The 20292-nt window shown below is 64.7% G+C and carries 22 protein-coding genes; 10 read left to right on the forward strand and 12 right to left on the reverse strand.

The annotated features are described in order from the left end of the window. Positions 1 to 575: 575 nt before the first annotated feature. Complete coding sequence (locus ABG82_RS18130; RefSeq protein ID WP_043080284.1) at positions 576 to 1901, forward strand: MFS transporter; 1326 nt, start codon at positions 576 to 578, stop codon at positions 1899 to 1901. Positions 1902 to 1952: 51 nt separating this feature from the next. On the opposite strand, the gene ABG82_RS18135 is transcribed toward ABG82_RS18130, so the two are convergent. After that, positions 1953 to 2474 carry an NADPH-dependent FMN reductase gene (locus ABG82_RS18135; RefSeq protein WP_162269268.1) on the reverse strand — a complete coding sequence of 174 codons (522 nt, stop codon included), beginning with the start codon at positions 2472 to 2474 and terminating at the stop codon, positions 1953 to 1955. Between the two features lie 131 nt (positions 2475 to 2605). Here ABG82_RS18135 and ABG82_RS18140 point away from each other — a divergent pair, with 131 nt between their 5' ends. Both ABG82_RS18140 and nadE read left to right on the forward strand, forming a co-directional pair. Then, entirely contained in the window at positions 2606 to 3220 is a 615-nt protein-coding gene (locus ABG82_RS18140) for a TetR/AcrR family transcriptional regulator (protein ID WP_043080286.1), read from the forward strand. 22 nt (positions 3221 to 3242) lie between these two features. Beyond that, positions 3243 to 4064, forward strand: coding sequence for an ammonia-dependent NAD(+) synthetase (nadE, locus tag ABG82_RS18145; RefSeq protein WP_043080287.1), 822 nt, complete (start codon positions 3243 to 3245; stop codon positions 4062 to 4064). Here the strand turns inward: nadE and ABG82_RS18150 are convergent. Continuing rightward, positions 4061 to 4945: an SDR family oxidoreductase gene (locus ABG82_RS18150; RefSeq protein WP_043080288.1), complete on the reverse strand. Its 885-nt coding sequence runs from the start codon at positions 4943 to 4945 to the stop codon at positions 4061 to 4063. The genes nadE and ABG82_RS18150 overlap by 4 nt on opposite strands. Before the next feature lie 137 nt (positions 4946 to 5082). Between ABG82_RS18150 and ABG82_RS18155 the strand changes: the two genes are divergently transcribed. Then, positions 5083 to 5958 carry a DUF4349 domain-containing protein gene (locus ABG82_RS18155; RefSeq protein WP_043080289.1) on the forward strand — a complete coding sequence of 292 codons (876 nt, stop codon included), beginning with the start codon at positions 5083 to 5085 and terminating at the stop codon, positions 5956 to 5958. Here ABG82_RS18155 and ABG82_RS18160 read toward each other — a convergent pair. Further along, on the reverse strand, positions 5929 to 6552 hold the full coding sequence (locus tag ABG82_RS18160; protein ID WP_043080312.1) for a TetR/AcrR family transcriptional regulator: 624 nt from the start codon (positions 6550 to 6552) through the stop codon (positions 5929 to 5931). The two genes, ABG82_RS18155 and ABG82_RS18160, sit on opposite strands and share 30 nt — an antisense overlap. Positions 6553 to 6668: 116 nt before the next feature. On the opposite strand from ABG82_RS18160, the gene ABG82_RS18165 reads away from it, so the two are divergent. Beyond that, the gene (locus ABG82_RS18165; protein WP_043080290.1) at positions 6669 to 8147 is read left to right on the forward strand and encodes a cytochrome P450; all 1479 of its coding nucleotides are present in this window, start codon (positions 6669 to 6671) and stop codon (positions 8145 to 8147) included. Positions 8148 to 8150: 3 nt separating this feature from the next. On the opposite strand, the gene ABG82_RS18170 is transcribed toward ABG82_RS18165, so the two are convergent. Beyond that, positions 8151 to 8600, reverse strand: a complete 450-nt coding sequence (locus ABG82_RS18170; protein WP_043080313.1) for a 2-isopropylmalate synthase — start codon at positions 8598 to 8600, stop codon at positions 8151 to 8153. Between the two features lie 153 nt (positions 8601 to 8753). Beyond that, entirely contained in the window at positions 8754 to 9746 is a 993-nt protein-coding gene (locus ABG82_RS18175; RefSeq protein WP_043080291.1) for a CobW family GTP-binding protein, read from the reverse strand. A 125-nt stretch (positions 9747 to 9871) separates the two neighbouring features. Here ABG82_RS18175 and ABG82_RS18180 point away from each other — a divergent pair, with 125 nt between their 5' ends. Further along, on the forward strand, positions 9872 to 10534 hold the full coding sequence (locus tag ABG82_RS18180) for an NAD(P)H-binding protein (protein WP_043080292.1): 663 nt from the start codon (positions 9872 to 9874) through the stop codon (positions 10532 to 10534). On the opposite strand, the gene ABG82_RS18185 is transcribed toward ABG82_RS18180, so the two are convergent. Further along, positions 10531 to 11547, reverse strand: coding sequence for an LLM class flavin-dependent oxidoreductase (locus tag ABG82_RS18185; RefSeq protein WP_043080314.1), 1017 nt, complete (start codon positions 11545 to 11547; stop codon positions 10531 to 10533). The genes ABG82_RS18180 and ABG82_RS18185 overlap by 4 nt on opposite strands. A 32-nt stretch (positions 11548 to 11579) precedes the next feature. On the opposite strand from ABG82_RS18185, the gene ABG82_RS18190 reads away from it, so the two are divergent. Beyond that, positions 11580 to 12071, forward strand: a complete 492-nt coding sequence (locus ABG82_RS18190; RefSeq protein WP_043080293.1) for an SRPBCC family protein — start codon at positions 11580 to 11582, stop codon at positions 12069 to 12071. Here the strand turns inward: ABG82_RS18190 and sigC are convergent. Next, complete coding sequence (gene sigC, locus ABG82_RS18195; protein ID WP_043080294.1) at positions 12068 to 12619, reverse strand: RNA polymerase sigma factor SigC; 552 nt, start codon at positions 12617 to 12619, stop codon at positions 12068 to 12070. The genes ABG82_RS18190 and sigC overlap by 4 nt on opposite strands. Positions 12620 to 12695: 76 nt before the next feature. Here sigC and ABG82_RS18200 point away from each other — a divergent pair, with 76 nt between their 5' ends. Next, complete coding sequence (locus ABG82_RS18200; protein ID WP_043080295.1) at positions 12696 to 14105, forward strand: PepSY-associated TM helix domain-containing protein; 1410 nt, start codon at positions 12696 to 12698, stop codon at positions 14103 to 14105. Here ABG82_RS18200 and ABG82_RS18205 read toward each other — a convergent pair. The 5 genes from ABG82_RS18205 to ABG82_RS28615 all read right to left on the reverse strand — a co-directional run bounded on the left by ABG82_RS18205 (position 14094) and on the right by ABG82_RS28615 (position 18231). After that, positions 14094 to 14813 (reverse strand): DUF2275 domain-containing protein, encoded by a 720-nt coding sequence (locus ABG82_RS18205; RefSeq protein ID WP_043080296.1) that lies wholly within the window; start codon positions 14811 to 14813, stop codon positions 14094 to 14096. The genes ABG82_RS18200 and ABG82_RS18205 overlap by 12 nt on opposite strands. Before the next feature lie 59 nt (positions 14814 to 14872). Continuing rightward, positions 14873 to 15550: a biuret amidohydrolase gene (gene biuH / locus ABG82_RS18210; protein ID WP_043080297.1), complete on the reverse strand. Its 678-nt coding sequence runs from the start codon at positions 15548 to 15550 to the stop codon at positions 14873 to 14875. Next, a complete protein-coding gene (locus ABG82_RS18215; RefSeq protein ID WP_043080298.1) occupies positions 15547 to 16872 on the reverse strand; it encodes a cytosine permease in 1326 nt (441 codons plus the stop codon). The genes biuH and ABG82_RS18215 overlap by 4 nt, the downstream gene beginning before the upstream one ends. 77 nt (positions 16873 to 16949) lie before the next feature. Then, positions 16950 to 18071 carry a YeiH family protein gene (locus tag ABG82_RS18220; protein ID WP_043080299.1) on the reverse strand — a complete coding sequence of 374 codons (1122 nt, stop codon included), beginning with the start codon at positions 18069 to 18071 and terminating at the stop codon, positions 16950 to 16952. A gap of 4 nt (positions 18072 to 18075) precedes the next feature. Next, the gene (locus ABG82_RS28615; RefSeq protein ID WP_052511139.1) at positions 18076 to 18231 is read right to left on the reverse strand and encodes a hypothetical protein; all 156 of its coding nucleotides are present in this window, start codon (positions 18229 to 18231) and stop codon (positions 18076 to 18078) included. A gap of 143 nt (positions 18232 to 18374) precedes the next feature. Here ABG82_RS28615 and ABG82_RS18230 point away from each other — a divergent pair, with 143 nt between their 5' ends. Next, positions 18375 to 19913, forward strand: coding sequence for an acyl-CoA synthetase (locus tag ABG82_RS18230; protein ID WP_043080300.1), 1539 nt, complete (start codon positions 18375 to 18377; stop codon positions 19911 to 19913). Positions 19914 to 20032: 119 nt separating this feature from the next. Further along, complete coding sequence (locus tag ABG82_RS28455) at positions 20033 to 20224, forward strand: PASTA domain-containing protein (protein WP_043080301.1); 192 nt, start codon at positions 20033 to 20035, stop codon at positions 20222 to 20224. Positions 20225 to 20292: the final 68 nt, after the last annotated feature.

The raw sequence follows: 20292 nt of genomic DNA on the forward strand, positions 1-20292 counted from the left end.
CGCCGCCCGTGGTGGCTGAGCGCCGGGATTGGCGCCAATATCTGGCGAAAATCCGGGCCGGGCGGCCCGGATTCATTCCCGGCCTTTCGGTGTTCCAGACACTACACCTAGTGTCCGACAATCGGAACTCATACAAGATGTTCTGAACAACATTCGTGAAATTCCCTGGTCGTGAGACTTGGTACCCCCAAAGTCCCGGCGTGTCGCAACTGCGGCATGTCCGGGCAAGCGGCGATGGCTGGAACATGTGGGGTGTCTACCACGCGGCACCGACACCGGCTAGCAGACCGACCACCGCCGGGCAAACGTTTTCGCCCGGCGAGTCTGTGGAAACTGTGGAGTTCTGTGGACGAATCTGGGGACAGATCCAGATCACGCGGAAGAGCCCCTGGTGGCCGGCCGCCCACCGCACGTAGGCGACACCCGGGCACCCGGCCGGCCGGGGCGCCGATCTGTTCGCCGGAAAATGACTCGGCTCCGCATGGCAGCACACGACGGCGCGCTAAGCTGCCACGCCAAGGACTGCCGGTTTACTCAACGGCGCGACAATCACCAGCACCGGAGGTAGTCCCACCATGACGTCATCCCCGGCAGGGTCGCCGCAGCAGATGACGCACTCAGGTACCAGCCCCCGCAGAGTGTTCATGGCCAGCGCGGTGGGGTCGGCCATCGAGTTCTACGACTTCTATATCTATGGCACGGCGGCCGCACTCGTCTTCCCGACGGTCTTTTTCCCGAATCTCAGCCACTCCCTGGCGCTCTTCGCATCGATCGCCACCTTCAGCACCGCGTTTCTGGCCCGCCCGATCGGTGCCGCCCTGTTCGGCCACTACGGCGACCGCTTGAGCCGTAAAGGCACCTTGGTGGTCACCCTCATCACCATGGGGCTCGCCACCATGGCGGTCGGGCTGGTTCCCGGCGCCGCCTCGATCGGGGCCGCGGCACCGGCAGCCATCGTCTTACTGCGCCTTATCCAGGGCCTCGCGGTCGGCGGCGAGTGGAGTGGTGCGGCATTGCTCTCCTCCGAGTACTCGCCAAGCCAGAACCGCGGCCGCGCTGCCACCGCCGTGCCGATCGGAACCTCAATCGGGCTGTTACTCAGCAGCCTGGTCTTTCTGGTGGTCAGCATTACGGTCGGGGAAAACAGCCCCGCATTCCTGTCGTGGGGCTGGCGAGTTCCCTTTATTGCCAGCGGACTCCTGGTAGCAGTGGGCCTGTACATCCGGCTCCAGATCGCCGAGACGCCGGAGTTCGCCGACGCCAAGGCGCACCACAAGCTGGTCACATCACCCCTGCGACACGTCATGATGGAGAGCCCGCGCACGTTGGCCCTCACCACCGGCACGATGCTGATCATCTTCGCGCTGTCCTTCATGACGAACACCTACTTCCCTGGGTTCGCCAGGGCCGAATTGCACTTCTCGCGAGCGGCCATTCTCGCCGCCGGGGCGCTCGGCGCCATTGTTCTGATGGCCTCCGCGGCAGCCGGAGGAATCCTGAGTGACCAGCTAGGCCGACGGCGGGTGATATTGACCAGCATGTGCCTGATGCTTCCGTGGACGCTGGTGGTCACTCCCCTGCTGACCAGTGGTCCTTTCTGGGCTTATCTGGCAGCCCTGGCGCTCACCTATGTGTTGTTCGGGCTTGCCTTCGGCCCGATGTCGAGCTTCCTTCCGGAGTCCTACCCGGTAGGCACCCGCTATAGCGGTACCGGCGTGGCGTTCAACGTGGCCGGCGTGTTCGGGGGCGCCGTTCCGCCACTGATCGCCGGCCCGCTGCAGAACACCCTGGGCAGCTGGGCAGTCGGCCTGATGCTGCTGATCATCTGCGCCATCAGCGTCGCCTCCGTTGCAGGCATGCAAGAAACATGGTCAGGCGCACCCCGCTGGAACGGCCGGTAAAACACAATTGCCTGCCATCGGTTCGCGATGACGGGCAATTGGTTTCCGTGATTACTCCGCGGTCAATGCGTCCAATATCTTGGTCAGCTCGGCGACCGTCTCGGCATGCTCACGCGGGTGATTGCCATCGAAGGCCGACGACGGCACCGCGAGCTTGACGTCCTCGAGCACATTGGCAGTCGCGATGCCGGCAGCCTTGCGGGTCTCATCGATCGCCCAGACGCCGCCATAACGGCCCGCCGAAGTTCCGATCACCACTGTCGGCTTGCCCTTGAAAACGCTCGAGCCGAAGGGGCGCGACAGCCAGTCGATCGCATTCTTCAGCGAGCTGGAAATGGTGCCGTTGTTCTCCGGGCTGACCAGCAGCACCGCGTCGGCTCCCGCGATGGCCGATCGCAGGGCGGCTGCGGCGGCGGGTGCGTTGTCGCCGTCGAGGTCCTCGTTGTAGTGCGGAAGATCGGCCAGGCCCTCGTAGATGCTCACGCTGACGCCGTCCGGCGCGCTCTCCGCGGCTGCCTCAGCGAGCTGCCGATTGACCGATGCCTTGCGCAGGCTTCCGACGATTGCCAGCACCTTCTTCTCTGCCATATTGCCCACCTTTCATCAGAGCGGCACGTTTGTCGCACCTACATCCTGCTTCTTTGTCACGTTCTACAATACGGACTGTGGTCCGTTTTATTCTCAGCGGCTACTATCGAGGTGTTATGCCTGGTCAAGAAATCCCCCTGCTTTCTGTCGACCTTGCGCAGAATCCCGCCCGCGAGCGAGCCGTCGCGACCCGTAATCGTGCCCTGCTCCTGGACGCCGCCCGTCGGCTGCTCGACGAGGTGGGTCCGGACGGAATGTCGATGGACGCCGTCGCCAACGCGGCAGGTGTCGGCAAGGGCACGCTGTTCCGTCGTTTCGGCAGCCGCACCGGACTGCTACTGGCACTGCTCGACCACGAGGAGCACATCGAGCAGCAAGCATTCATGTTCGGGCCGCCACCCCTTGGCCCCGACGCTCCCCCGCTCACGCGGCTCGTCGCGTTCGGAAAAGCCCGACTCGCTTTCCTGGAGCGCCATCTCGATCTGGCCCGCGCCACCACCGCGGACGCCGACGCGTGGCACAACGCACCGCCGACCATGCTGGTCCGCTCACACATCCGGTCGCTGCTGGCCCAGCTCGAATGCACCGGCGATCTCAACGCACAGACCCATGCTCTGATGTCGATCATTGATCCCGGATACGTGCATTTCGCCACCAGATCCAACGGCCAGTCGATGACCCAACTCGGAGACGCCTGGGAGGACCTGGTGCACAAGGTGTGCGCACGCTGACGGAGCGTTCTACAGTCGGGCCATGAAGAGCCTTCGCGAAGAGATCCGGTCCGCCCTCGACGTCTCCCCCACGATCGATCCGGCTGCCGAGGTCTCCCGACGGGTGGGCTTCCTCAAAGACTATTTAAGAGCCAGCGGGACAAAGGGATTCGTACTCGGCATCTCCGGCGGGCAGGACAGCGCCCTGGCCGGGCGGCTGTGTCAGATCGCGGCGCAGGAATCGCGGCTCGAAGGTGTGGAGGCCGAATTCATCGCGATTCGGCTGCCCTACGGCATACAGGCCGATGAGGACGATGCCCAAGTAGCCCTTCGCTTTATCGACCCCGACCGCACCATCGTCATCAACATCAAGGACACCTCCGACGCGGCAACTGCCGCCGTCGCGGAGGCACTCGGCGAGGCACCATCGGACTTCGTGAAGGGCAATATCAAGGCCCGGGAACGAATGGTCGTCCAGTATGCGGCGGCCGGACAACACCGGCTGCTGGTCGTCGGCACCGACCACGCCGCCGAGGCGGTGACAGGATTCTTCACCAAGTTCGGTGACGGCGGCGTCGATGTCACCCCACTCACGGGACTCACCAAACGCCAAGGCGCTCAGATTCTTTCCCATCTCGGCGCACCGGAGAGCATCTCCCACAAGGTACCCACCGCCGACCTGGAGGATGACCGCCCCGCACTTCCCGACGAGGTTGCCCTCGGCGTCACCTACGCACAAATCGATGACTACCTGGAGGGCAAGGCGGTTACCGTCGAGGCCGCCGACCGCATCGAACGGTGGTACCTGCAGACCCGGCACAAGCGCGCGGTTCCGATCACCCCGTTCGACAGCTGGTGGCGCTAGGAATCAACGGACGGCGAGCTGGGGCCCGCCTTCTGAAACCCGGGCCGCAGCGCATTGGTGAACGCATAGTTGGCCACCCGCATCGCGACGCTGTACGGCCACCACAACGTGCGCTTGAACAGATAGAGCGCCCGGATGTCGACCGAGGTGTACACCAGGTAGCGGTTATGCCGGATGCCGTACACGATGCGCTCGGCCACCTTCTCCGGGCTCACCGCATGGCCCACAAACCGCCCTATCCACCTGGCCACCTTCTCGTTCTCACGGTCCACACCGGCGATGTCGACGGTGCGTACCAACGGAGTGTTGACGGCGCCGGGCACCACTACCGTGACACCGATCTTGTACCGCGCCAGATCGAACCGCAGCACCTCCGAGACCCCCCGCAGGCCGTACTTGCTGGCGCTGTAGGCCGCATGCCACGGAAGAGCGACAATGCCCGCAGCCGACGAAACGTTCACGATCTGGCCGCCGTTGCGTGCCTTGATCATCGCGGGGACGAAACTCTCGATGACGTGGATGGGCCCCATCAGGTTGATATCGACCACCGAGCGCCACTGCTTGTGGCTGAGACGGTCCACAGAGCCCCACACAGATATGCCCGCGATGTTGAGCAAGACATCCATGCTTGGGTGGGTCGCCAGGATGTCGGAGGCGAAGGCGGATACCGCGTCGTAGTCAGAAACATCCAGCGCCCGATAGGCGCTGACCTTCCCCCCGGCCGCCTTGATCTCCTCGACAACGGACTCGAGCCCGTCGGCGGCTCGATCGGTCAAAAACAGCTCGGCACCCTCGCGCCCCAAACGCAGCGCGGTGGCCCGTCCAATACCGCTGGCAGCTCCCGTGACGAAGCAGCGCTTACCGGTGAAGTCGTACGCCATTACTGAACCGTACCGGCCGACAATCTTGAATTTCTGCGCGGCCCGATAGCAAACGGTACCTTCGAAAGATGATCTTTCCCGGCACGCAATCTCGCCGAAGTTGGTTACCTTGGGCAACTACACTTGCAGTAGCGCTGATGGCGTCTGCGGCATGCTCGGGCAATTCGCCCGCACGGACCGAAGCGCCCGATTCCGGGATTTACCCCGCCACCGCGGCACCCACCTACACTCAGCCGCCGGCGGCCCCGTTGCGCGATTCGCCGCAGCAGGCTCCGCAGTACGGCCCGCCGACCGAATCCAAGCGCGACATCGTCAAGACCGGCACCATGACGATCATCGTCGCCAATCCGTCCGAGGCCGCCGACAAGGCGGCACAGCTCACCGAATCGGCCAACGGCCGGGTGGAGAGCCGCTCGGAGGACGCGGGGTCCCGAGCAGGCCGGGCGCAGACGTCGATCGTGCTACGCATCCCCGCGGCCAAGCTCGACGGCGTGCTGCGCGATCTCAAGGAGCTGGGGAAGGTCAAGTCCGCCGACACCAAGAGCGATGACGTGACCTCGCAACGGGTCGACCTGGATGCCCGGATCGCGGCGCTGCAGACATCCGTCGACCGGCTACTGGGGATCATGCGCGACTCCAAGGACACCGATGCCTTGATCAAGGCCGAGAGCGAGCTGTCCAAGCGGCAGGCCGACCTCGACAGTCTGCGCGCGCAGCGCAACCAGCTCGGCGAGCAGATTGCCTACAGCTCGGTCACCGTCACCTTCCTCGCCGAGGAGGTCGGCCTCCCGCCTGCACCGCCCAAGTACCAAGGGTTTTTCGGACAGGTAGAGCGCGGCTGGGACGGGCTCGTCGCGGCGGCCGACAATGTGCTGCTGCTGTTCGGATTGTTACTGCCCTGGCTGGGCGCGCTCGCCGTACTCGGCGGAATCGGCTACGGTGCGCGCCGCGCGGTACTGCGACGCCGATCCGATTCGGCGCAGCTACTGACCCAAAAGACAGACACGCCATAAGGTTTCGACAATAGCGATTGCGCGTGCGGAATCGCTATCGCGCCCGACGAATGAGGTGTCTCCGGACAACGTCGAGGCGGTAAGCGCCACCAACGAGCGCACCAACGCGGGCAGGTCGTCAGAAAGCGGTTGCGCACCGCGCTCTTTCACCTCGATCTCCGCGATGCTGACGATCTTCTCGATGATGCCGTCGCTGAGATCGTCGAGCATGCCGGCGATCGTCGGGTCGGTGATCCGGGCTTCCATACAGGCCTTCATCAGCGGGTCGTTGTGCGCGAACACCAGAGCGGCACTGCCGACCATTCGTTGCGCGAACTGCTCAGGCGTCTCGGCCTCACCGCGCGATGCGAAGTAATGGGTGAGCTCTTCCAGTTCGGCGAGCGCGTCCCCGACCATTTGCGCGAGCACCGAGTACTTGCTGTCGAAGTAGAAGTAGAACCCCGACCTACCGACGCCCGCGCGCTCACTGATCGCACTGACCGAGAGGTCGGCGAAGCTGTGGTTTTCCGCGATGAGCTCTGCGACAGCCGTCATGATCGCGTCCCGCTGGCGATCGCCGCGGGTCTGCGTGCCACTGCGCGCTGGACTGACCACTTGCACAGTTTGCACCGAAACACCGTATGAACAGAACTTGACACCCGTCAAGTCCTGTGGCGAAGATGATCTGGAGCACATCGACGTGCTTGCCGCGAGCGAAGGAGCGACGCCCCATGGCGACGATCAACAGCACCGACTACCTCATCGACCAGGCCAAACGCCGCCTCCCCACGATGAACACCCTGCCGGGTATGGGCTACATCGAGAATTACCTCAATAGCCGCGAATGGCCGATGGCGGAGCTGGCCGCACCGCCGCCCGGCAGCGGCTTGAAGCCGGTCATGGGCGACCAGGGGCTGCCGCTGTTAGGGCACATGATCGAGATGTTCCGCGGGGGCATCGACTGGGTGCTGGACACGTACAACAAACGCGGACCGGTGAGCTGGACACAGACCCCCATCGGCCCCGTCGTCACCGCGCTCGGACCTGACGCCACCCAGGCCGTCTTCAGTAACAGAACCAAAGACTTCTCCCAGGACGGCTGGAAGACCGTCATCGGCCCCTTCTTCAACCGCGGGCTGATGCTGCTCAACTTCGGCGAACACCACGAACACCGCCTGATCATGCAGCAGGCCTTCCTGCGTAGCCGCCTGGCCGGATACGTGGAGCAAATCGATTCCGTCGCAACCGATATCGTCGCCGAATGGCCGACAAACGACAGCCGGTTCCTGTTCTACCCCGCCATCAAGGAATTGACCCTGGACGTGGCCTCCGTGGTGTTCATGGGCAACGAGCCGGGCGCAGATCACGAACGACTTGAAAAGGTGAACAAGGCGTTCGTCGCGACCACCCGGGCGGGCGGCGCCATCTTCCGGTTCGGCCTACCTCCGTTCAAGTGGTGGCGCGGACTGGAGGGGCGCAAACTTCTCGAAGAGTACTTCGCCGAACGGGTCGGCATTGCGCGCCAAAAGGCCGGGGGCGCGGACATGCTGACGGCACTGTGCCACGCGGAGACCGACGAGGGCGATGCCTTCACCGATACCGACATCGTCAACCACATGATCTTCCTGATGATGGCCGCGCACGACACCACGACGTCGACCACGACGACCATGGCCTATTACCTGGCAGCCAATCCCGAATGGCAGGACCGGGTTCGGGACGAATCGGACCGTCTCGGCGACGGACCGCTGGACATCGACTCACTGGAAAAACTGGAGAGCCTGGACCTGGTGATGAATGAGGCGTTGCGTCTCGTCACGCCACTGCCGTTCAACGTGCGCTCGACGATCCAGGACACCGACCTGCTCGGGTTCCATGTGCCCGCCAACACCATGATCAACATCTGGCCGGGCATGAATCACCGTCTGCCCGAACTGTGGACCGATCCAGGCACGTTCGACCCTGAGCGCTTCTCGGAGCCCAGATCCGAACACAAGCGCCATCGATACGCGTTCGCACCATTCGGCGGTGGTGCACACAAGTGCATCGGCATGGTGTTCGGACAGCTGGAGATCAAGGCCGTCATGCACCGGCTCCTGCGGCGGTACCGGTTTGAACTGGCACACCCCAACTACGAGGCCAAGTGGGACTACGCGGGTATGCCGCTGCCGATCGACGGCATGCCCATCGTCCTGCGCCCGCTGCACTGACTTTCAGCAGGCCAGACGGTTGGCGCAGGACGTGACCGCCTTGAGTGATGACGTGATGGCGTCGCGGGCACGGCCCATCGCCCATGCGGTGCCGGAGCCATTGGTGCCGCGAATGAAGGTGCAGGTCTGATCGCCGTCGCGCAGTTGGTGGAAGCTGAGCGTCTCCATCCGGATGCCACGCTCGGACAGCATGGCGGTCAGCGCCGCCATCGGTCCGCACGCTTCGACCGTTGACGATTCAATGCGCTCGCCGATCGCCAGGGTCGCCTGGTAAGTGCCGTTGGCCTCGGACCACTGGCCGAGCCGCAACGAACCGCCGTTGCGCTCGTAGGTCTGACAGAACGAGGCCCAGGACATATCACCTGCCTCTTCACGCAGTCCGCGCGGCAGCGGGACACCGAAGCGAGCCGTGAACTGATCGGTCTGCGGGGAAAATGTGGTGTGAGTGTGCATGTGCCGGTCTTTCATCCGAATGGAAGGTGACCGACGGGTAGTAGCTTCGACCCACAGCGAGGGGTCGGTCTGGATCAGACCCCGCTGCGGGTTGCTACTACGAGTTGACCGGAGAAGTACAGCACGAGAAGCAACACTAGACGTGGCGTCTGATTAGCGCAAATACTTTCCCAGGGCCAGCATCGATCGCTCGGGGTCCGGGTCGGGCGGATCGTCGACGAGAGTGTGCAGGCGCTCGGTGATGGTGTCACCATCCAGGTGGGTGCCGATGAGCACCAGACTCGCCCCCGACGGCTGGTCCGTGCGCCGGGGAGCCTTTTCGATCGAGATATGGTCCCCGACTGTGTGCACGGCCAGCACCTTGCCGCCCAGCCGCATCAGCCCCTTGATGCGGTATACGCCGGCGGGCTGACTGTCGAGGAACTCGATGAGGCGCCGCGGATGCAACGAGTGCTCGGTGGTGAATTCCACTGTCTCGTAGTGGTGATGGGCATGATGCTGATGATCGTGGTCCTCGCGAATCAGGTCCTCGAGTGAGAGCTGACCGACAGGCTCGGGGCGCTCCTGTTTGTCGAACAGCAGCCGGGGGTCGACATCTGCGCCGACCGTCTCCACGATCGAGGCACGCGGGTTGCGTTCTTTGACGAGGGCGCGCAGGTGCGTGCGATCTCCCGCGTCGGCCAGGTCAATCTTGTTGAGGACCACCAGATCCGCCAGGTCTAAGTGTTGGGCGATCTCCGGATGCCGGACCGCGACATCCTCGAATTGGGCGGTGTCGACGACGGTGACCAGTCCCCCGTAGCCGATCCGGGGGTCGGCCGCCGCCGCCGCGAGCACCATGCGCACCATAGGCAGCGGCTCGGCCAGCCCGCTGGCCTCGATGACGATGGCATCGATGTCCCGGCCGGCCAGGGTGGTCAGCATGCCGCCGAGCTCGTCATCGTCGGCGGTGCAGCACAGGCATCCGTTGGACATCGTCATAGTGGAGTCGACCTGACCCGCGACTAACATGGCATCGATATTGATGGCACCGAAATCGTTGACTACCACGCCGATTCGCACACCCAGGGTATTGCGTAGCAAGTTGTTCAGCAGTGTTGTCTTACCGGAACCCAGGAAGCCGGAGACGATGGTGACCGGGATCAAACCGAGTTCTCGACACTTCTGGGCACACCCTCAGTGTAGGCAACAGGACCGACCAGGTACCGGTCGAGCGGGAATGTCCGCACTACCGTCGGAGTTGTCGGTCGTGAACCCGCGAAAGGAAAACCATGCCGCAGAAGATCGTCATCGCCGGTGGCCACGGTCAGATCGCCGCGCATCTGATTCGCTTGCTCGCCGCGCGCGGCGATACCGCCGTGGCGCTCATCCGCAATCCCGATCACGCCGCCGACGTCGAGTCATGGGGTGGGCAGCCGTTGGTGCTGGACCTGGAAGCGGCCGACGCGGCAAGTGTGGCCGATGCCCTCGCGGGTGCCGATGCCGCCGTGTTCGCGGCGGGCGCGGGGCCGGGCAGCGGTCCGGCCCGTAAGGACACCGTGGACCGTGCCGGCGCGGTGCTCTTAGCCGATGCCGCGGAACGTGCGCGGGTGCGCCGGTTCATTCAGATCAGCGCCTTTGGTGCCGGTGAGCCGGCGCCCACCGAGGGGGACGAGTCGTGGATCGCCTACGTGATCGCCAAGACGGCCGCCGAAGAGGACCTGCGCGCACGCGGCGGCTTGGCATGGACCATTCTGCGCCCCGGCCTGCTCACCGACGCTACGCCTAGTGGATCAGTCACCTTGGCGGCCAACAGGATCGAACGCGGATCCGTGCCACGCGCCGATGTCGCGGCGGTGGTGGCCGAACTGTTGACGGCGCCGGCCACCGCCCACCAAATCCTGTTCCTCACCGAGGGCACTACGCCCATCGCCAGCGCGGTGGCCGCGCTCTAGAGCAATGCGAAGAGCCGTTCCAGGGCACGCAGCTGCTCGTCATACGCGGTGTCGAGTTTGACGAGCAGCGTCGAGATACCGGCCGCACGATAGCGTTCCAGGCGCTCACCGATCATCTGATCGGTGCCGACGAGATTGGTGAGGCGCCCCAGATCTTCAGGGACGGCAGCGCGCGCGGCATCACGATCACCGGCACGCCACAGTGATTCGACCGCGCGGACGCCGTCACCATATCCGAGCCGGGCGAATGCCTCATTGTAGAAATTGCGGCCCGACGCCCCCATGGCGCCGATGGTGAAGGCGTATCCGGCGGCGTGACGTTTCACCGCCGCGGCGGCATCTGTTGCGGTGTCGGCGAATTCGAGAGCTACTGGCGCCACCAGGTCGATATCGCCAACGCTCCGCCCGGCCGCGGCCGCGGCCTCGCCGATGGGTCCGAGGAAAACTTCGGCGAGCTCCGGAATAAAGGAGTTGCCGAGCCAGCCATCGGCAAGCTCACCGGTGAGCGCCAGGTTCGCCGGCCCCATGGCCGCGACGTAGATGGGAACGTTTTGCGGTGCCACCAAGGGCCGCAACGGTTTACCGGCGCTCCCCGGCAGCGGCAACGTATACACCTGACCCTCGTAACGCAGCCGTTCCCCGCGAGCCACCATCCGGACAATGTCGATGGTTTCCCTGGTGGTCCGCACCGGTTTGGTGAAGCGCACCCCATGCCACCCCTCCATCACCTGCGGCCCGGAAGCTCCCACGCCCAGGGTGAAGCGGCCACCAGAAAGCTGCTGAATGCTCAGCGCCGACGTGGCCAGCATTGCCGGTGATCGGGACCCGAGCTGCACCACGAAGGTCCCCAGCCCGATGGTCTCGGTGCAAGCGGCCAGGTAGGCCAGGCCCGTCAGGGCGTCATAGCCCCACACCTCGGGCACCCACAGCGACGCCACCCCCAACTGCTCCGCACGCCGCGCGAAGTCCGCGGCACCCGGCAACCGCGGCTCGATCGTCACACCAATTCGCATCCGGCCCTCCATCGCAGACGTAGGATCAGCCTATGCGATACCGCGACTGTCCCACTATTGAAGTGTCACAACGGATGTCGGGCACAGTTTCCGACGCGTGGGCGATCGTCACCGATATCGCCTTCCCCACCTACTGCACCGGCGAGCTCATCGACGTCCACTGGCTGGATGGCGCCGACAAGGTGGCGGTCGGCGCGCGGTTCAAAGGTACCAACGGGGGTGACGGCAGTCAGTGGGAAACGATCTCGGTGATCACCGAGGTCGAACCCGAGTCCAGGTGGGTATGGAACGTACTGTCTGACGGCGGGACTTACGCGGCGAGTTGGGGATTCGAGGTGGAACCGGCAAGCGATGGCGTGATCGTCCGGCAATGGGGACGCCTGGGTCCGGGACCTTCGGGCCTTACTCCCGCCATCGAGGCGATGCCCGAGAAGGAGGCGCGCATCGTCTCTCGCCGCCTGCAGGACTGGCGGGTGGGTATGGAGGCCAACCTCCGGGAGGTCGCCGAGCGCTTATCGCGCTAGCCGGTCATGTTCTCGGGCTCGGCCCACCCGATCAGCTCGTCACGAGCCCGGGCCACCCGCGATCGAATGGTGCCGATCGCGCAGCCGCAGACATCTGCCGTCTCGGCGTAGGACAGACCGACGACCTGAGTCAGCACCAGCGCCTCGCGCCGATCGTCATCGAGTGCGGCCAGCAGCGCTTTGAGCTCTACCAGCTCTTCGAAACGGTGCGTCGGGCGGCGCAGTGAGGCTTCCTCGAGGTCGGCGCCGTGCGCGATGCGCGGCCGGGACTTCAGGTGACGGATGTGGTCGGCGACCACGCGGCGGGCGATCGAGAGCAACCAGGTGCGCACCGTTGAGCGTCCAGCGAAGCGTGGGAGTGCGCCAAGAGCCCGCAGGTATGTCTCCTGGGTGAGGTCGTCGGCGACGCCGGTATCGGCCAGATAAGCGACGAATCGCCACACATCACCCTGGGTCGCCTTGACCAAGGATTCGAGTGCGGACTGGTCGCCACGACCGGCAGACAGCGCAAGTTCAAGCAGCTGCTCGTCGTCGGTGCCGGTGGCCACGAGTCCTACTCTATGTCGTAGACGTTCGGGGGTGAACAGCGGGAACTCTTTTACCGATTCATCCGACCAATATCCCGTGACTTATACCGAGGACCGGCCCGATGCTCGTGAGTCCCAGCCAGACACCGTGTGGGGGCGATTCGCACCGATAGTACTGCGCCTGCACTTCTATGCGGGGCTCCTCGTCGGCCCGTTCCTGCTGATCGCGGCCCTGACAGGGCTGGCATACGCGCTGGTGGGGCAGGTCGACGCCGTGGTGTACCGCCACGAACTCAAGGTCGATTCCATCGGGGGCAAGCCGCTGGCGCTCTCGGATCAGTTGGCGGCGGCGACGGCGGCACAGCCTGCCGGCACGGTGACCTCGATCCGCCCACCGGCAGCGCCCGACGACACGACCCGCGTGGTGTTGGCCGTTCCGGAAGACCCAACCGTTCCCGTCGACTATTCACGCACCGTGTTCGTCGACCCCTACACCGGTGAGATCCGTGGCACGCTGACCACCTACGGCGAGTGGCTGCCGGTGCGCGCCTGGTTCGACGAACTGCACAGGAATCTGCATTTGGGTGCGTTCGGGCGCAATTACAGCGAGCTCGCGGCCAGCTGGCTATGGGTGGTCGCCCTCGGCGGCCTGTTCCTCTGGATCGGCTACCGCCGCCGCACCGGGCGACTGAGCCGGATCGCACTTCCCGATCGCGACGCCACCCCGCGACGGCGCAGATTGACCTGGCATGGCGCCGTCGGGATCTGGATTGTTCTCGGGCTGTTGGCCCTTTCGGTGACAGGACTGACGTGGTCGCGCTATGCCGGCACCAATATCGGTGACCTCACCCAGGCCATCCGGCCGGCGCTGTCCACCGAACTCGACCCTGCCGCCGCCGCACCAATGACCGGGCACAAACACCACGGCGCCACCGCGGCTTCAGCCGTCGACCCACTCATGGGGGCCAACACGGTGCTGGAGACGGTGCGTGACGCCGGACTGCGCGGTCCGCTGTGGATGACGCCGCCTTCGGAGCCCAACACCGCCTGGCTGGTCTCGGAGCGCAAGCGCAACATCCCCACTCAGCTGGATGCCATCACCGTCAATGCCGCCAACGGCGAGATCACCGGGCGCAGTAATTTCTCCGAGTGGTCGCTGCTGCAGAAGTCGACGGAGTGGGCGATCGACGGCCATATGGGTGTCCTGTTCGGTATCCCGAATCAGATCCTGGTGGCCCTCATCGTGATCGGCCTGATCACCGTCATCACACGCGGCTATCTGATGTGGTGGCGCAGACGCCCGACCAAGAGCAGGCGCTGGCCGGTGCCGCCGCGCCGGGGCGGTCTGCTCGCGCTCAAACCGCTGGAGCTGGCGCTGCTGGCCGTGGTGGTCATCGCCGTCGGCTGGTTCACGCCGCTGCTGGGGATCTCGCTTGCGGCGTTCCTCACCATCGACCTGGTGTGGGGGTTCGTGGCGAGCCGACGCACCGGCGCGTCAGGCAGCTGAGTTATCGGCGGAGCGCAGATGCCGCTCCCCTGAAGCGACCTCGTCAAGGAACACGGCGCGGTGCTGGTTGGGCGGGGTACGCCCGGCACGGTAGTCACGCAGAACCAGTAGCGCGAAGATCAAACCGAGCAACACCGGCGAGTGGCTGATGATGCGAGCCAACGTCACCTGATCATTGACGGCGTCGTTGATGACGTAGCCGGTGAGCACGAGCGCGAATGCGCCCAGCACCGTGGCCATTCCGGCTGCGGCGGCGGGCCGCACACCGGCGATCACCATGGCCACACCCAGGGCAACCACCCACGCGGTGGATTCGTTCATGAGGTGCGCGCCGGTCATCGCGCCGTGGTGATGCGCAGAGACCATGCCGAAGTCGATTCCGGCGACCTGCATGCCGGCCACGCCCAGCTGGAGCAGCCCGATGAGCACCAGTGCACACCGGTTGATGTTGTGGCGTGCCCAATGGGCGTAGCGCGCCATGGGGGTGAGAGGTTCGACGGCGGCAGCGGCGAGGATCTGTCCGGTCAGGTCGCGAGTCGGGGCCGAACGCGCATAGGCGAACTGGCGCTCCAGACCGCGTGCCCGCCCCAGCCATTCCCGGCAGGACACGCAGGAGAGCACGTGCTCATCCAGACGCTTGCGCGCGACGCTCGCCTGCTCACCGTCGACCCACGCCGACAGCTGCTCGCGCACTTCCTGACAGTTCACCCCTCTATGGTCGCCTATCGCGTGGACTTAGGTGTGAAGACCCCCTGATCTGCGGGCCTCTACAGCGCCGCGAGCAGCTGATTCGAGTCCGCAACGGCACCGAAGACCCCGCCTTGCATGGTCACCATCTTCAGCGCCGCGGCGTGATTTCCTGGGTCGGTGGCACCCGTGCAATCGGACAGGATGAGGCATTCGAATCCGCGATCGTTCGCTTCACGCATGGTCGTGTGCACGCACACGTCGGTGGTGATCCCCGTCAGCACGATGTACCGGATGCCGCGGGTGCGCAACACCAAATCGAGATCGGTCGCATAGAACGCACCCTTGCCGGGTTTGTCGATGACGGGTTCGCCCGCCAGCGGCGCCACTTCCGGCACAATCTGCCAGCCCGGCTCACCATGCACCAGAATCCGTCCGCAGGGCCCCTCAACCCCGATCTCGGCTCCGATCCGGGCCGAGCGCCACCGCTTGTTGGCCGGCAGATCCGAGAGGTCCGGGCGATGTCCCTCGCGGGTATGGATGATGGTCATCCCCGCCGCCCGCGCCGCCGCCAGCACACGTGCCGTCGGTTCCAGGCCCGCGCGCGTCAGAGACAGGTCGTATCCCATCGTGTCCACGTATCCGCCGGGGCCGCAGAAGTCGACCTGCCAGTCGATGCACAGCACCGCTGTCTGTGCGGGATTCACGGGACCGTCGAACGGCCACGGGTACGGCTGCGCGTCGACCTGCCCCGTCATACCGTCACTCCCCGACGCCGCACCGCACGGCGCGCCGCGATGTAGATCAGCGCGGCGGCCGCCATTCCCACCAAGGCGTCAGAAAGCTGCGGCGCCCACAGATGGGTGGCCAACGCAGACGCCGCGCCCGCCGCCCATGCCCCGAACGACTCCCACCGAATTCCGGCATCGCGCATGGCAATTCCGAATCGGGGCAACACCAGCTGGTCGAGAATGAGTACCGTCCCGATCGGCGGAACCACAACGCCCAACAGCGTCAGCCACTGCTCGAATTGCGACCACACGCCAAGAACGGCCAACAACACCCCCACCGCACCCAGCAGCACGGCGAGCAATCGCATGGTGTGACCGGTGAGCTGGCTCCAGCCGACCGCGCCGTTGTACAAGCAGTGCGCACAGACCGACCCCAGGTTGACGAAGACGAACGCGATCGAGACCGGCACCAGCCAACCGCCCGTGTCGATCAGGGCGCCCAGGAAATTGCCGCCGTCGGTCGCGGGTGATGACGCCGCCCCCAGCGCAACGATCATGCCACCGATGACCATGGCGACACAGTTCGCGAGCGGGAAAGCCGCGAAGGAGGACCAGAAGCCTTGCCACCCATTGCGAGACCATCGCGTGAAGTCCGCGGTCATGGTGCCGGAATCGATGAAACAGGCGACCACCAAAGTCACCGCAGCGCCCATGCTCATCGCAGCCGCTCCTGCTCCCCCGCGGTAGCCGAACGCCTCCAAAACCGTCGAATTGCGCAGGGCCAGAGCAATTGCCGTAACACCCAGCAGTAGATACAACGGGGCGGCGATCAGCCCGATCACCGAGAGCGCCCTGATGCCGACGAGCGTCACCGCGACGTAGCCGATACCCGCGGCCAGTGCTGTCCATCGCGCGTCCCATCCGGCGCTACCCGCAAGAACCGAGCCGGTAAGACCGGTCTGGAACGCGAACCAGCCGATCACCACGGTGGCCAGGAACCCGGAGACCACCCGGTATCCCCGCCCGCCGAACGTCCCGATCGCGTTGAGCGCGAAGTTCTTTCCCGTCTTGCCGGCCAGGTAACTCAATGCTCCGACATAGCCGCTCAGGACAGCGTTGCCCAGCGCGATCGCCAGCATGCCGCGCCAGAAGCCCAGCGAGTAGACAATCAGTCCACCGAACACCGCACAGGTGAGGATCATCGGGAATCCGAGCCACACCGCCGCGACCGTCAACACGCCGCGCCGCGCGTGTGGCGGAACTGGTTCGTTCTCGTACTCGCAGACCCCCGATTCGGCTGCACCAGCGGCAATTACCTCAACATCTGAGGTGGCGGCTTCTATCGTCATCGACGCACAGGATCGTGCCGCGATGTTGCATACGCAGTCCCTAGCGGTTACGTATGCGTGACGAGCGCCCGCGGGTTCTAGACATGCGCACCCCAACCGAACACCCGCGACGTCAGCAGAACCAGCCCCAGAGACACTGCTGCCACCACCACGAGACCGATCACCGCCACTACGAGCGGACGCCAGCCGCTCCGGGCGATCTCCCGGAAGTTGGTGTTCAGTCCGACCCCGGCGAACGTCAGCAAGAACGCCCACTTGGACACATTCACCAGGTTGTTCACCTGACCCTTCGTCAGCCATCCAAGCGTCACAACGGTGGACACGGCCAGGAAACCGAGGACGAACTTGGGGAACTTGTCCCACACGAACGCGGCCTTGGCCTTATATCCGGGAGCTATGTTGTCGGCCTCGCCACGGGCCGCCCAATAGAGAGCGAATCCGAGCACCACAAACCCGATGAGCGCGTTGCGCGTGGATTTGACGACCGTCGCGATATCGCCGGCATGTTCGGAGTAGAGACGTCCGGTGGCGACGGTTTCGGCGGTGTTGTCCACGGCCAGGCCCGCCCACAGCCCAAACTCGTAGTCCGTCAGACCTAGCCCATGCCCGATCGCCGGCAGGGTGAACAGCGCGACCGCGCCGAGCGCCAGAATGGACGCGATGGCATAGCTGACATCCGAGTTGCGAGCCCGGATGGCTCCCTTGGCCGCGATGATGGCCGACACCCCGCAGATCGAGGTGCCGATCGCCAGCAGGGATCCCAGCTTGCCGCTGAGCCCAAACCACTTGGCGGCCAAAAGAATGATGGCTCCGGCTACGGTCATGTCGACCAGGATCTGCACCAGGCTGGTGCCACCCAATTTGAGAACATCACCCAGGACGAATCGGGCGCCCAGCGCGACGATGCCGATCTTGAGCCAGAACTCGTACGTCTGCACGCCGGGCCGGAAGATGCGATGCAGCCCAATCGTGTTGGTGATGAGCAGACCGATCACAATGGCCCACAACACGTATTCGATATCGGGCACCGTCCAGTGCTGCGCCTTCGCCAGGTCTTTCCACCAGATCTGCGCGTACTTACCCAGCAAGCCCACACCGATGAGCAACAGGATTCCGGGCACATAGTCGAGCGGGCGGCGGGAGGTAAAGCTCGCCTCGGGGTTTTCGTACGCCTCGTCGGCGGTCTGCGTTGTTGTCATCGGTTCACCACGGAATCTTCGGCAGCACGTTGGCTACGGCCAGTAGGGCGATCAGGCCGGCGATGATGGTTGCCCACCAGTCGACGCTGATACGCGCGAGCAGAGATGTTGTGGGCTGATCCCCGGCAGGAGCCGAGGCGCCGGACTGTTCGTCGGTCACGGACCAAAATCTTGATGGGGCGGTAACGGGCTCACAAGAGATCCGCTCGTATTGAGTCGAGATGGGTGGCGGGATGGAACTTGACACCCGTCAAGTACAGTCGACGGCGCCCGCAGACAACGCCGTCGGAAGGTCCTCGTCCCGTGTATCCAGGTACCCACGCCGCCCAGTTCCCCGACAAGCCAGCCGTGGTGATGGCGGGTTCCGGGGCCACCCTCACCTACGGAGAATTGGACGAGCAGTCCCGGCGATTGGCCCGGCACTGGTATGACAGTGGGCTGCGCAAGGGCGATCATGTGGCACTGCTCAGCGACAACGTTCCCGAGGTCTTCGTCGTGTATTGGGCGGCGCTGCGATCGGGGCTGTACATCACGTCGGTCAACCATCACCTGGTCCCGGCAGAAGTCAGCTACATCATCAACGATTCCGGCTCCACGGCACTGGTCGCCGCCGCGGGGCTGCGCGAACAGGCCGAGGCGATCCTCGACGACATCCCCGCGGTCACGCTGCGATTGGCGTTCGGCGGCGCGGTACGCGGGTACGACTCGTACGAGGAAGCCCTCAACGGCGCCACCGACCAGCCACTGCCCGCACAACCCGCCGGATCGGACATGCTGTATTCGTCGGGCACGACCGGCCGCCCCAAGGGCATCAAGGTACCGCTCATGGACCGGCAGATCGACGAGCCCAGCCCGTTCGCGATGCTGTTCGCCCATCTCTACGGATTCAACGCCGACACCGTGTACCTGTCTCCGGCACCCATCTATCACGCGGCCCCGCTGCGATTCTGCGGTTTTGTGCAGTCGATGGGCGGCACCGCGGTGGTCATGGAACGCTTCGACCCCGAAGAAGCACTAGCCGCCATTGAAAAGTACCGAATCACCCATAGCCAATGGGTGCCGACGATGTTCGTGCGAATGTTGAAGCTACCCAATGAAATACGGGACCGCTATGACGTCTCCTCACTGCGGGTCGCGGTACATGCCGCCGCACCGTGCCCGCGCGAGGTCAAACAGTCGATGATCGAGTGGTGGGGCCCGATCCTGTACGAGTACTACTCCTCCACCGAGGGCAACGGCGTCACGTTCATCGACTGCGAAACCTGGCTCAAACGGCCGGGTTCCGTGGGTAGCGCCGCGCTCGGCGTGCTGCACATCTGCGATGAGGAAGGCGCCGAGCTTCCCGTCGGAGAGGCCGGGCTGGTGTACTTCGAGCGCGAAGAAATGCCGTTCACCTATCACAATGACGACGAAAAGACCTGTAGCGCTTGCCATCCCACGCATGGGACATGGACAACGACGGGCGACATCGGATACGTCGACGACGAAGGCTTTCTATTCTTGACCGACCGCAAGGCGTTCATGATCATCTCCGGAGGCGTGAACATCTACCCCCAGGAGATCGAAAACGCCCTGGCGCTGCACCCCGCCGTGCTGGATGTCGCCGTCATCGGGGTGCCCGATGACGAGATGGGCGAATCGGTGAAGGCGGTGGTGCAACCCGCCGACTCCTCAGCAGATCACGAGGCCCTCTCCGCCGAGCTCGCCGAATTTCTGCGTGAACGCATCACCCGATACAAGGTGCCCCGCAGTTTCGACTTCACCGACACCCTTCCGCGCACCCCCACCGGTAAGCTGGCCAAAGGACTGGTGCGCCAGAAATATTGGGAGGGGGCTCAATGAGAACGGTGACCGCTATCTGCGTTGCCGCGGGGGTATTGGCAGGGTGCTCGACATCCACCACACAGGAGGGGCCGTCCAGCGCGCCGAGCGCGACAGTGCCCACAGTTCAGCCGGGCGTCATGCCCAATCTGACAGGTTTGCCATGGAGCGACGTCAAACCCCTGCTGCGCAAATTGGGCAGGGTCAATGTCGCCACCAAAGAGGTCCCTGTACAGGACCCCGCCCAGAAGTCACGGATCATCGGACAGAATCCGGCGGCCGGGGCACATCTTGAACCGGGCGCCAAAATCACCCTGACGTTCGGAACCTAAGCCGCCACATCGCAATTCCGGCCCCTTCGGGGCTGACCGTTCTTCGGTATCGGTGATCCCATCGGGCG

This window comes from Mycobacteroides immunogenum (assembly GCF_001605725.1).
Taxonomy (GTDB): Bacteria; Actinomycetota; Actinomycetes; order Mycobacteriales; family Mycobacteriaceae; genus Mycobacterium; species Mycobacterium immunogenum.

Coding starts and splice junctions, on each gene's coding strand:
- ABG82_RS18130 (WP_043080284.1), top strand. CDS start 576: ATGACGTCATCCCCGGCAGGGTCGCCGCAGCAGATGACGCACTCAGGT.
- ABG82_RS18140 (WP_043080286.1), top strand. CDS start 2,606: ATGCCTGGTCAAGAAATCCCCCTGCTTTCTGTCGACCTTGCGCAGAAT.
- nadE (WP_043080287.1), top strand. CDS start 3,243: ATGAAGAGCCTTCGCGAAGAGATCCGGTCCGCCCTCGACGTCTCCCCC.
- ABG82_RS18150 (WP_043080288.1), bottom strand. CDS start 4,945: ATGGCGTACGACTTCACCGGTAAGCGCTGCTTCGTCACGGGAGCTGCC.
- ABG82_RS18155 (WP_043080289.1), top strand. CDS start 5,083: ATGGCGTCTGCGGCATGCTCGGGCAATTCGCCCGCACGGACCGAAGCG.
- ABG82_RS18165 (WP_043080290.1), top strand. CDS start 6,669: ATGGCGACGATCAACAGCACCGACTACCTCATCGACCAGGCCAAACGC.
- ABG82_RS18170 (WP_043080313.1), bottom strand. CDS start 8,600: ATGCACACTCACACCACATTTTCCCCGCAGACCGATCAGTTCACGGCT.
- ABG82_RS18180 (WP_043080292.1), top strand. CDS start 9,872: ATGCCGCAGAAGATCGTCATCGCCGGTGGCCACGGTCAGATCGCCGCG.
- ABG82_RS18185 (WP_043080314.1), bottom strand. CDS start 11,547: ATGCGAATTGGTGTGACGATCGAGCCGCGGTTGCCGGGTGCCGCGGAC.
- ABG82_RS18190 (WP_043080293.1), top strand. CDS start 11,580: ATGCGATACCGCGACTGTCCCACTATTGAAGTGTCACAACGGATGTCG.
- biuH (WP_043080297.1), bottom strand. CDS start 15,550: ATGACGGGGCAGGTCGACGCGCAGCCGTACCCGTGGCCGTTCGACGGT.
- ABG82_RS18215 (WP_043080298.1), bottom strand. CDS start 16,872: ATGACGATAGAAGCCGCCACCTCAGATGTTGAGGTAATTGCCGCTGGT.
- ABG82_RS18220 (WP_043080299.1), bottom strand. CDS start 18,071: ATGACAACAACGCAGACCGCCGACGAGGCGTACGAAAACCCCGAGGCG.
- ABG82_RS28455 (WP_043080301.1), top strand. CDS start 20,033: ATGCCCAATCTGACAGGTTTGCCATGGAGCGACGTCAAACCCCTGCTG.